This is a genomic window from Xanthomonas sp. AM6 (assembly GCF_025665335.1).
Taxonomy (GTDB): Bacteria; Pseudomonadota; Gammaproteobacteria; order Xanthomonadales; family Xanthomonadaceae; genus Xanthomonas_A.
In genome coordinates, this window is record NZ_CP106869.1 from 2623562 (window position 1) to 2635437 (window position 11876).

Annotated in this window: 7 protein-coding genes; 1 reads left to right on the top strand and 6 read right to left on the bottom strand. The window is 68.6% G+C overall.

From position 1 onward, the window contains the following. Positions 1–50 precede the first annotated feature (50 nt). On the top strand, positions 51–920 hold the full coding sequence (locus OCJ37_RS10990; protein WP_263109450.1) for a crotonase/enoyl-CoA hydratase family protein: 870 nt from the start codon (positions 51–53) through the stop codon (positions 918–920). A gap of 54 nt (positions 921–974) precedes the next feature. Here OCJ37_RS10990 and OCJ37_RS10995 read toward each other — a convergent pair whose 3' ends face one another. The 6 genes from OCJ37_RS10995 to OCJ37_RS11020 form a co-directional block, all read right to left on the bottom strand. Continuing rightward, a complete protein-coding gene (locus OCJ37_RS10995) occupies positions 975–3152 on the bottom strand; it encodes an ATP-binding protein (RefSeq protein WP_263109451.1) in 2178 nt (725 codons plus the stop codon). A 1-nt stretch (position 3153) separates the two neighbouring features. Then, positions 3154–4290 carry a cyclic di-GMP phosphodiesterase response regulator RpfG gene (locus OCJ37_RS11000; RefSeq protein WP_263109452.1) on the bottom strand — a complete coding sequence of 379 codons (1137 nt, stop codon included), beginning with the start codon at positions 4288–4290 and terminating at the stop codon, positions 3154–3156. Between the two features lie 163 nt (positions 4291–4453). Further along, a complete protein-coding gene (lysS, locus tag OCJ37_RS11005) occupies positions 4454–5971 on the bottom strand; it encodes a lysine--tRNA ligase (RefSeq protein ID WP_263109453.1) in 1518 nt (505 codons plus the stop codon). A 101-nt stretch (positions 5972–6072) separates the two neighbouring features. Beyond that, positions 6073–7198, bottom strand: a protein-coding gene (gene prfB, locus OCJ37_RS11010) for a peptide chain release factor 2 (RefSeq protein ID WP_263109454.1) whose coding sequence is annotated in 2 segments (ribosomal slippage) — positions 6073–7122 and positions 7124–7198 — 1125 coding nt in all. Because the reading frame shifts where the segments join, the coding sequence is not laid out codon by codon here. A 94-nt stretch (positions 7199–7292) separates the two neighbouring features. Beyond that, the gene (locus OCJ37_RS11015) at positions 7293–8195 is read right to left on the bottom strand and encodes a LytTR family DNA-binding domain-containing protein (RefSeq protein ID WP_263109455.1); all 903 of its coding nucleotides are present in this window, start codon (positions 8193–8195) and stop codon (positions 7293–7295) included. A gap of 368 nt (positions 8196–8563) precedes the next feature. Beyond that, entirely contained in the window at positions 8564–11500 is a 2937-nt protein-coding gene (locus tag OCJ37_RS11020) for a DUF2135 domain-containing protein (protein WP_263109456.1), read from the bottom strand. Positions 11501–11876: the final 376 nt, after the last annotated feature.

Sequence of the window (11876 nt, forward strand, 5' to 3'; positions counted from 1 at the left end):
CCCGCTGCGCCACGTCATCTCGCGGGCGTTCTTCCTCCGAGAACCCTGCCATGAGCACGATCGACACGCTACCCCGCACCCGCTCCTATTCCACCATCCGCGTCGATTCGGACGGGGCCGACAACAGCCACTGGCTGTACATGCATTCAGGTACCGGTACAAGCCGTAGGCCGTGCTTTCATCCAACCTTGATGCGCGAAATGCATGCCTACCTGGACTCCATTTCGCATCTTGGCCACCAGCCGCAAGGACAGCTCAACAGCTTGGTGCTGGCATCGGACAGCAGCGCCTTCAACCTCGGCGGAGATCTGGAGCTGTTCGGCCAATACATCCGCCGACGCGACCGCTCCGGCTTGCTCGCCTATGCGATGAGCTGCATCGAAGGCGTCCACCAGTTCCATCAGGGACTGGACGGCAGCTTCCGCACGATCGCGCTGCTGCAGGGCGACGCGCTGGGTGGCGGCCTGGAAATGGCGCTTTCCTGCCACCTGATCGTGGCGGAAGAGGACGTCGGCATGGGACTGCCGGAAATCCTGTTCGGGTTGTTTCCCGGCATGGGCGCGTATTCGTTCCTGAGTCGGCGAGTCACCCCGAACCTTGCGGAAAAGATCATCCTCGAAGGGCGCGTCTACAGCAGCCAGGAAATGCACCGGATGGGCATTGTCGACGTCCTCGTCCCCAAGGGCCAAGGCGTGGCCGCGGTGCAGGAGCTGATCCACCAGCAGCATCGTGCGCCGCTGGCGCATCTGGCGATGAACGCCATGCGCAATGTCGTGCAACCGATCCGGCGTGAGGAACTAGTCGCGGTCACCGGGATATGGGTGGACGCGGCGTTGGCGTTGGGCGAAAAATCATTGCGCACGATGGATCGACTGGTGCGGGCGCAGACCCGACGGGCGCAGGCGGGCGTCGCTGCCTAACCTCGCCATCTGTGCCGGTATGGGGGGCCGGCCCGGCTACACGCCGGGCTTCCCTTAGCGCAATTCCTCGCCGTCTTGTGCCGCGCTTCGCCTGGCGCGCAGCGCCAGCGCTTCGCGGCCCTCGGTCAGACTGGCATTGAGCGCCATCAGCCGCTGCCGCCACTCGCTGCGCATCTGCCACTCCGCCATCTGCATCAGTTCGCCCCCCAAGCTGGCCAGCTTCATCAAGCCCAGGTTGCTCGCCACGCCCTTGATCGCATGCGCATGCTCGCGCAGACGCTCCCAGTGCTCGGCCTCGCCGGCGACATGCATGCCGCCGAGACAACCTTCGGCGTCGTTGAGGCACTGCGAGATGAACTCGCGCTCAAAGCCATCCCCCATCCCCAGCCCGGCCAATTCGTCGAGCACGGATCGATCCAGCACGCCTTCGAACGATGACGCAGCCGACCGTGCCTGCAGTTCGCTGGCATCGCGCAGCCTGCCGTCTGTGGCGATGTCCGTCAGCGTGTCCAGCAACCGGTTCGCCACCACCGGCTTGGCCAGGAAGGTGTGCGCACCGGCCTGCTCGCAGCGCCGGATCGATTCAGGCGTGACGTCGGCACTGAGCACCACCACCGGCGTGCGCGGCCCGCCGGCCTGCATCACCCGCAGCTGCTTGAGCATGTCCAGCCCGCTCATGCCCGGCATGTGCAGGTCGACGATCACCGCGTCGAATTCGCTTTCGGCCAGCGCATCGAGCACCGCCTCGGCGCCATCGACGCAGATCGCCCGGTGACCCGCCTTCTGCAACATGCGCTGCAGCACCATGCGATTGGCGGCATGGTCGTCGGCGACCAGGATACGCATTCCGCGAACCCGCGCGCGATGGCGCAGGAAAGGATCGGAAAAGGCTATGACGTTGCCGCTCGGATCGAACTCGTCGGCCGGTACGGCTGCGCCAGCCGGCGACCCTGCTGCCGCTGCCTGTCCAGTCCCGGGCACGTACGGCAGCTCGAACCAGAAATGGCTGCCGCGCGGCGGATTTTCCTGGTAGCCGATGCTGCCATCCATCGCCTCGACCAGCCCCTTGGCGATGGTGGTGCCAAGGCCGGTGCCTTCATAGCGACGCGACAGGCCGACATCGGCCTGCTCGAAGGCCTCGAACAGCCGCGGGCGCATCTCCATTGGCACGCCGATGCCAGTATCGACGATGTCGAAGCTCAGGCGCTGCGGCTGGTTCTGCTCGTTCTTCTGTATTCGAATGCGTATGTCGACCCTGCCCATCTCGGTGAACTTGATCGCATTGCCCGCCAGATTGAGCAACACCTGGCGCAGGTGCCCGGGATCGCCACTCAGGTTGTCGGGCACGTCGGCGGCTACATCCACGTGGTAGGCCAAGTTCTTGGCACGCGCTTGCGGCTGCAGGATCAGGCTGATTCCTTCCAGCGTCTCGCGCAACGAGAAGTCCCGCTTGTCCAGGCGCAGTTTGCCCGCCTCGATCGCCGAGATGTCCAGCACTTCCTCGACCAGGGACAACAGACTGCGCGCCGAGGCTTGGATGGTGTTGACGCACTCGCGCTGCTCCGCATCCAGGCGCGTGGTCGCTAGCACCTCGGTCATGCCCGATAGGCCATTGAGCGGCGTACGGAACTCGTGGCTCATGTTGGCCAGGAAGCGGCTCTTGGCCTCGCTGGCGCGGCGCGCTTCGGCGGTGGTGCTGGTCAATTGCCGTAGCAGCCCGGACAGATACAGCGGAATCGCCGCCAGCCCGACCAGCAAGCCGATGCCCAGGCCGCGATTGGCGATCCAATAGCTGCTGGTCAGCAAGGTCACGCTGAAACTGGCCACCGCCATTGCCACGGCCAGATACAGGTATCCGTTGCCGTAGCGCAGTCCGTTTCCGATCGTCACCCACATGATGACGACGTAGATGCACGCCATCGGTTCGCCGATCGCGCTCATCGCCATTGACATCAGGCCGTAGTCGGCGATCATGCCGATCACCCGGCGCACGTCGGAACGTTGCGGTCGGATCAGAATCCAGGTCAGTACTGCCAGCGCTACGGCTTGCGAGATCAGAGTCAGGCCGATGACGTACGCCTGCTGTCTCGGCGCGATCCCCCAACTACGGGCGAAGACCAGTTCGTACACCAGGATCAGCGCGACCATGGCGATGCGCACCAGCGCCTGACCGTGTTCGCTGTCGGTACGGTTCGAAAGTCGATGTCGGAACCAGGCGATCGCTGACCTCACGTCACACCCCCGGCCGCACCGACGCCGTCGAGAACTTCTCGCAGATCATGTGCAGTTGCTCGCGCCCGCGGAACAGCGCGTCGACGCAGCGCGGGTCGAACAGGCGCCCGCGTTGGGCGTAGAGATAAGCTAGGGTTGCGTCCATGGTCCATGCTTCCTTGTAGGGACGCGGCGAGATCAGCGCGTCGAAGACGTCGGCGACCGCGACGATCCGCGCTTCCAGCGGGATCGCTTCGCCGACCAGCCCGTCGGGGTAACCGCTGCCATCGTAACGCTCATGGTGGCGCAGCGCGATCAGCGCGCCGACCTGGATGAAGCGGTTCTGGCTGCCGCTGAGCAGTTCGTAGCCGATGCGCGGGTGCATGCGCATCACCGCCATCTCTTCCTCGTTGAGCTTGCCGGGCTTGAGCAGCACCGCATCGGGAATGGCGATCTTGCCCATGTCGTGCAGGCTCGCCGCCATCTCGATGACCCGCACCTCGTCCTCGGACAGGCCGAGCTGCTCGGCGATCAGGCCGGCCACGTGCGCCATCCGCTCCAGGTAGGCGCTGGTGCCGGCGTCGCGGTACTCGATCGCCCGCGCCAGCCGCGACAGGGTTTCGCGTTCGCGCTCCTCGACCTCGCGCATGCTGGCCAGCAGGCGCTGCTCCAGCGACATCGCGCGCTGCTTGATGTTCTCGCTCTGCAGCCGCAGCTGCAGCAGGTTGTGGCAACGCGCGCGCAGCTCGCGCGGGCGGATCGGCTTGACCAGGAAGTCGATGACCCCGGCTTCCAGCGCGGCCTGGCGGATCGGCTCGTCGCCGACCACGGTGATCAGGATGATCGGAATGTCGCGGTGCTTGGGCTGGCGCCGCAGCCGGCGCGCGAATTCCAGCCCGTCCATGCCGGGCATGCGGTAGTCGAGCAGCAGCAGGTCGACCTTGCCGGCCTCGCACCAGGCCAGCGCGGCCTGCGAGTCGCCGAAGTCGCGCACGGTGAGTTCCGGGGCGACGTCCTCGATCACGTGGCGCAGCATCGTGCGCGCAGACGTCTGATCGTCGACGATGACGATGTTCAAGCGATGGTCCGTCCCCTCCGCCCAGTCTGGGCGGTCGCCGCTGGAGGATACTCCGGACAGGCTCATGCTGGCATCTTGCATCTGCGATCCTCCCGCCCACGCGCACCGGGCTGCTGAGACAACAACGGGAAACGCTCCGGTGCCGGCCACGCCGACCCGATCGCCTCACTTCAGCTGACTTGCCAACCGCCTGCTTGCCGACGCACGATACAAGAACCACGCCAGGGCTGCGCCCCTGGTTAGATTAAGCCTCCGGCCGCATGTACGGAAACAGCAGCACATCACGGATCGAGCTGCTGCCGGTCAGCAACATTACCAGCCGGTCGATGCCGATGCCCAGGCCGCCGGTCGGCGGCAGGCCCACTTCCAGCGCGCGGATGTAGTCGGCATCGAAGTGCATGGCCTCGTCGTCGCCACCCTCCTTCGCCGCCACCTGGGCCTGGAACCGGGCCGCCTGGTCCTCCGGATCGTTGAGCTCGGAGAAGCCGTTGGCGATCTCCTTGCCGTTGATGAACAGCTCGAAGCGGTCGGTATAGCCGGGTTCGGTGTCGCTGGAACGGGCCAGCGGCGACACCTCGACCGGGTGGTCGGTGATGAAGGTGGGCTGGATCAGGGTGTGCTCGACGGTGGCCTCGAAGATCTCCAGCAGCAGCTTGCCCCAGCCGTAGGACGGCTTGGTGCGGATCTTCAGCCGCTCGCAGTGGCGCAGCAGCGCGTCGCGGTCGGTGCAGTCGGCGACGCTGATCTGCGGATTGTGGTGGCGTACCGCCTCGTCCATGCGCCAGCGCCGGAATGCCGGCGCCAGGTCGATGTCGGCGCCGTCCCAGTGCACCTGGGTGGTGCCGAGCACTTCCTGGGCCACGTCGCGGATCACGTTCTCGGTCAGGTCCATCACCTCGTGGTACGTGGCGTAGGCCTCGTACAGCTCCATCATGGTGAATTCGGGATTGTGCCGGGTGCTGACGCCTTCATTGCGGAAGTTGCGGTTGATCTCGTAGACGCGTTCCAGGCCGCCGACCACCAGCCGCTTCAGGTACAGCTCCGGCGCCACGCGCAGGTACAGGTCCAGGTCCAGCGCGTTGTGGTGGGTGGTGAACGGCTTGGCGGTGGCGCCGCCGGGGATGTAGTGCATCATCGGCGTCTCCACTTCCAGGAAGCGGCGCGCGTCCAGCCAGGCGCGCATCGCGCGGATGATCTTGGACCGCTTGACGAACACCTCGCGCGCCTCCGGCGACACGATCAGGTCGACGTAGCGCTGGCGGTAGCGCTGCTCCACGTCGGACAGGCCGTGCCACTTGTCCGGCAGCGGGCGCAGCGCCTTGGTCAGCAGCCGCAGCGCGGTCGCGCGGACCGACAGTTCGCCGGTCTTGGTGCGGGTCAGCCCGCCCTCCACGCCGATGATGTCGCCGATGTCCCAGCCCTTGAAGGCGTCGTAGGCCGGGCCCAGCGCGTTGGCCTGCAGGAACAGCTGGATGCGCCCGGACTCGTCCTGCAGCTGCACGAAGCTGGCCTTGCCCATCACCCGCTTGGCCAGCAGGCGCCCGGCCAGGCGCAGGGTGCGGCCTTCGGCCTCCAGCGCCTCGGCGCTCCAGCGCTCGGCATCGGCGAACTCGGCCTGCAGGTCGCCGGCGAAATCGTGACGGCGGAAATCGTTCGGATAGGCCACGCCCTGCGCGCGCAACGCTCCCAGCTTGGCGCGGCGTTCGGCGATGAGGCCGTTCTCGTCGACGGGAAGGGACGGCGCGGGGGTCTGCTCGGTCATGGCAATGGGTACGCGGGAAGAAGGGAGAGGATGCAGCAGATGCGGGTGCCGCGGCGCCGGTCCGGGTCGGCCTGCGCCCGTGCCGGGCGCAGGCCGACGGTTCAGGCGTCGCTGCGTTTGGCGCCGACTTCCAGGCCGGACTTGAGGCTGGCCTCGACGAATTCGTCCAGGTCGCCGTCCAGCACCTTCTGGGTGTCGGTGCGTTCGATGCCGGTGCGCAGGTCCTTGATCCGGCTCTGGTCGAGCACGTAGTTGCGGATCTGGCTGCCCCAGCCGATATCCGACTTGGTCGCCTCGACCGCGTCGCGCTCGGCGTTGCGCTTCTGGATCTCCAGCTCGTACAGCTTGGCGGCGAGCATCTTCATCGCGTTGTCGCGGTTCTGGTGCTGGCTGCGCCCGGTCTGGCAGGCGACCACGATGCCGGTCGGCACGTGGGTGATGCGCACCGCCGACTCGGTCTTGTTGACGTGCTGGCCGCCGGCGCCGGAGGAGCGGTAGACGTCGGTCTTCAGGTCGGCCGGGTTGATGTCGATGTCGATGTTGTCGTCCACTTCCGGCGACACGAACACCGAGGTGAAGCTGGTGTGCCGGCGGTTGTCCGAATCGAACGGCGACTTGCGCACCAGCCGGTGCACGCCGGTCTCGGTCTTCAGCCAGCCGTAGGCGAAATCGCCTTCCACGCGCAGCGTGGCCGACTTGATCCCGGCCACTTCGCCGCCGGAGACTTCCATCAGTTCGGTCTTCCAGCCGCGCGACTCGCACCAGCGCAGGTACATGCGCAGCAGGATCTCGGCCCAGTCCTGCGCCTCGGTGCCGCCGGCGCCGGCCTGGATGTCGACGAAGGCGTTGCTGGCGTCCATCTGCCCGGAGAACATGCGCTGGAATTCCAGCTTCTCCACGTGCGCCTGGAAGCGCTCGACGTCGGCGACCACCGCCAGCGCGGTGTCCTCGTCGTTCTCGCTCTCGGCCAGTTCAAGGAACTCCAGCGCCTCGTTGAGCCCGTCGAGCACGCTGGCGATGCCGCCGACGGTCTTCTCCAGGTTGGCGCGTTCGCGGCCCAGGCCCTGGGCGCGCTCGGGGTCGTTCCAGACGTCGGGGCTTTCCAGCTCCCGGGTGACTTCCTCTAGGCGTTCCTTCTTGACGTCGTAGTCAAAGAAACCCCCGAAGCGACAGCACCCGATCGGACAGATCGGCGATGCGGTGGCGGATGGGATTGAGTTCGATCATGGTGGCATTCCGGCAAACAAGAGCGCGATTCTAGCAATTCCGGCCGCCGCGCCACAGCGCGCGCCGCCCTTCCGGCGCGGACGGCACGCCGAATTCACTCGGCGAGCGGCGCCGCCTCACCCTCCCCGGCCGCCGCGCGCAGGGCGGCGCGGTAGCGGCGACTGCACGGCACATGGCTGCCGTCGCGCAGGTGCACGCGGGCCTCGCCGGCGTCCAGCGGCTCGATCGAGACCACGCACGCCAGGTTGACCATGTAGCTGCGGTGGATGCGCACGAACCGCGCCGGATCGAGCCTGGCCTCGATCGCGGCCATCGTGCTGCGCAGCGGGTAGTCGTGGCCGCGCACGCGCAGGTTGACGTAGTTGCCCGAGGCCTGCAGCCATTCGATGTCGGCGGCGGCGACCAGGAACTCGCGGCCGAGCTTGCGTACCAGGAAGCGCTCCGGGCGCTCCAGCGGCTCCACCGGCGGGCCTTCGTCGGGCGCGCCGAGCAGGGCTGCCTCGCCCTGCCAGCGGCGCAGCAGGAAACGGTACATCTCCACGCACAGCAGCATCGAGGCCAGACTGCGCACGTCCTTCAGGTATTCGTAGGCCAGCCCCTGCGGCCACGGCCCGAAGTCGTAGTGCAGGCCCTGCAGGCGGTACACCGCGCTGCGGATCGCGACCATGCCCAGCACGTGCAGCACCGACAGCGCGACGCTGCCCAGCAGGTAGGCCGGCAGCCGGCGCCGCCAGTTGTCCCAATGCAGCGGACAGTGCCGGGTCAGCAGCACCAGCAGCGGCACGATCAACAGGAACACCAGGCCGCTGGACCATTCCCACAAGGCCGGCTCCCAGGCGGCGAAATGCAGCCCGGTGCGGCGGATGTCGATCAGTACGGTGATGCTGTTGGCGATGCCGTTGACCAGGGTGAGCGCGACCCAGAAGCCGATCTCGAAGCTGCGGCGCCACGGCAGGAAACGGGAATAGACGCTGGTGGCGGGTGCGGGTTCGGACATGCCGCGCATCTTAGCGGCAGCGGGTGCGGGCGCCACGCCGGCAGGGCGATTGCGGCCCTCCCGAAGTCCAGTCGCGCCCCCTTGTGGGAGCGACTTCAGTCGCGACGCATGAGGCCCACTGCGAACCGCCACTCCCGACACCGGCGCCTTGCATCTGCAGGGGCGCCAGCGCCGCCGGGCGGGCTCCGTGCTGCCGATGCGCCTGTGGCCAAGGCGAGAGCGCGGTGTGCGGAGGGGACATCAGGCCATCGGTGGCGACCGGCCGCCCCGGTACCGTCCATGATGATTGGAAAGCCCCAGGGCCATCGTCGATGACGAACGGATAGAGAAGCGCGCCCGACCGCTTGCGGCGGCCGGACGCAGCGGCCTCAGCGCACCTCGAACTCGCCGACCAGGATGGTGTCCTTGCGGTCCTTCAGCCGCAGCGTCACCTGCTGGTCGCGCTGCGCGGCGGTCCCCCAGCCGGTGCTCAGCTGCAGGTGCAAGGTGGTGGCGCCGGTGACCAGCGGCTGGCGGTCGCCGAAGAAATTGGCCTCCACCTTGTACTTGCCCGGCTTGGCCCGGCGCAGCGAGAACTCTTCCGGCCCGTAGCCGCCGGTGAAGTCCTGCGACAGCTGCCCGCCCTGGTACGTGGAGCGGTGCGCGTAGTAGCAGCGCTCGCCGTTGGGATCGGTCACCCACAGGTCCATGTCGCTGTTGTCGCTGTCCCAGTTCAGCACCACGCGCAGGTCCAGCGGCAGGTTGCGCAGCAGGCGCGGATCGACGAAACCGGTCTGCAGCGGGTGCGGCGCGCGCGCCACGATCGCGTTCAACTCGTTCAGTGCGATCAGCGCCACGCCGTCGAAGCGCGGATCCCAGTCGCGCGCGACCACCTGGTACAGCTGTTCGATCGCGGCCTGTTCGTTGCCCGCCGCGGCCTGGGCCAGGCCCAGGTCGCGGAAGCTCTGCGGCTCCTCCTCGCCCAGCCGCAGCACCTGCTCGAACACCGGCACCGCCAGGTCCGCCCTGCCCGCCTGCAGCAACCGGTAGCCGAGCACGCGCAGCACGTGGCGGTTCTCCAGCTGCAGCTCGGCCAGGTTGGACAGCACGCGCAGCGCCAGGTCGCGCTGGCCGCGTTCGAACAGCACGTCGGCCACGTCCAGGTAGAACGCCACGCTGCCGGCATGCGCGGCGCGCTCGCTCAGGTACAGCGGATAGACCGTGTCCGGCGCGGCCGCGCGCAGGCGCCGGGCGTACGGCGAATCCGGCTGCCAGGGCTGCAAGGCCAGCGAGATCGTGGGGGGCGCGCGCCTGCCGGCGCGGTCGGCGGCATCCGCCGCGGGCGCTGCCGATGCCGCGACCGCGCCTCTGACGACCACCGCCTCCAGCGCAGCAGATTCTGCCGCCTGCATCGGCGCGGCGGGTGCCGGGGACGGCGCCATGGCCATCGCCGGCATCGGCCGCGAAACCTCGTCCCGCCGCTGCCGGCGGGCAGCGTCCTCCTCGCCTTGCGGCTGGGCCTGCGGCGGCGCGCTCTTCGGGAACGCGCGCTGCCACCAGGCGATGCGCTGCGCGAACTCCTCGGCGACGCGATCGATGCGCTGCTTGCGCTGCTCGCCTTGTTCCTGCTGGCGCTGCGCCTGCGCGCGCGCGACCGCCTCGCGCAACGCCGGCGGCGGCGCGATGTCGTAGCGCACGTAGTCCTCGACGTTCTCCAGCACCAGCAGCGAGGTATCGGCGCTGACCAGGCCGAAGCGGCTGGCCAGCTGCTGGCGGCGCGCGGCATCGCCGAGCGGATCGGCGGCCAGGCTGCGCAGCATGGCCCGCGCCCAGGCGCCGGGCACCAGGTCGCCGGGCACCTCGCTGGCGCCGCGCAATGCGATGCGCAGGCGGCGCGTGCTGGCGGCGGTGGCGATCTCCAGCTGCAGCGTCGCGTCGTCGGCGAGCAGCCGCCCTGCGACGCGCAGGTAGCCGTCGTCGGCATGGCGCGAGTCGGCGACCAGGTCCGCGACCTTGTCGCCGCTCAACGCGACCAGTTCGCCGCCACGCTGCAGCAGCCGTTCGCTCGCCTGCGGCACGCCCTGCGTGCCATGCAACTCGATCAGGCGTCCGCCGCGCGCTTCCGCCGACGCGGCCAGGCGCGCGGCATCGGCGTGCATGCCGGCCGAATCGATCGCGTACAGGCGCTGGCCCGGCGCCAGCGCCGGCAGCGTTTGCGCGCCGTAGTTGCCGAGGCCGTCGCTGAACAACAGGTACTCCTGGATCTCCGCCGCCGGCCGCCAATCTCCCAGCGCGCTGGCGCCATCGGGCTGCAGCTGCTGCAGCGCGGCCTTCAGGGCGCTCCAGTCGCCGCCGCGGACCTGGAAGCGCCGCGGCGCCTCGGCGCGGTCGCGCAGCACCAGCAGATCCACCTGCGCGTTGTCGACCGCGGCGAAATAGCGCTGCAGCAAGGCCAGCTCGGCGGGAATGTCGCGTTGCCGTGCCGAGCCGGAGGCGTCCCACAGCAGGCCGATGCGCTGCGGCAGCGGGCGCGCGCCATGCAGATCGGCGATCGGTACCAGCGCCTGGAAATAGCGCTGGCCATCGTGGCTGCCCGCGGCGACGCGCGGTTCGCCGGCCGCGCGCAACGGCAGCGACAGCTCCGTCGGCAGCTGCGCCGGCGTGCCCGACCACGATGCCGCGTAGCCGCCGGGCGTCGGTTGCAGACGCAGGCCGGCAGGCAGCCCCGCGGTATCGACCGGCGCGGCCTGCGTGCTCAATTGCAGGCGCAGCGTCTGGGCGCCGGCCGCATAGCCCAGCGGCAGCCGCCACTGCCAGCCGGCCGCGGTCCGCGCCAGCGATTCGCGATAGACCAGGCGCACGCGGCGGCTGCCGTGCGCGGGGAGCGGATACAACCGCAGCTGGAACTGGTTGCCGGCGGTCTGCTCGACCAGGCCAGGGTCCACGCCACGCCGCTCGATCGCCTCGAACACCTGGCGTCCGCGCGCCTTCGGCACCGGCACCGCATCGCGCATCCGTCCGTCGACGTCCAGCGCGAAACCGCTGATCTGCTGCCCGTCGCGCAGCGGGAACGCCAGTTGCCCTTCCAGCACCCGTGCGTTGGGGTTGAAGAACACCAGCTCCACCGTGGTCTCGGCCAGGCCCGCCGCGGCATGCGCGCTCACCGTCGCCGAGCGCAGTTCGACCGGGCGCTCGCCCCGCTCGGTGTGCAGCAGCGGTGCGACGAGGTGCCGCTGTGGCGCGGACTGTGCCCGGACCGGCAGGCAGATCGCCGGCAATAGCGACAGCAACAACAAGCACAGGCCTTTGCGCGCGACGTACGGCATGGATCACTCCTTGATGGGACGGTACTGGTTGAACGTGCGGCGTGGCGCTGCGGGGTTATCCCAATCTTTCGCGCGGCGAGCTCCTGGGAGAGAACGAATTCGTGCACCCGACTCACCCTCACCCCAACCCCTTTCCCGATGGGAGAAAGCTAAAGCGGCGCTGCTGTTCCTTCTCCCCCTCGGGACCACGGTCCCTTTCGAGGGGCGAAGGTGCCCCGCAGGGGCGGATGAGGGTACGCACGCCGCCGACTGCTGCAACCGTGCGCATGGCCCTACCCTCACCCCAACCCCCTCTCCCGGTGGCAAAGGGGCTAGAGCAGCGCTGTTCCTTCCCTTTGCCGCAGAGGTCGGATGTCGCTCGCCGTCGGGCCGATCC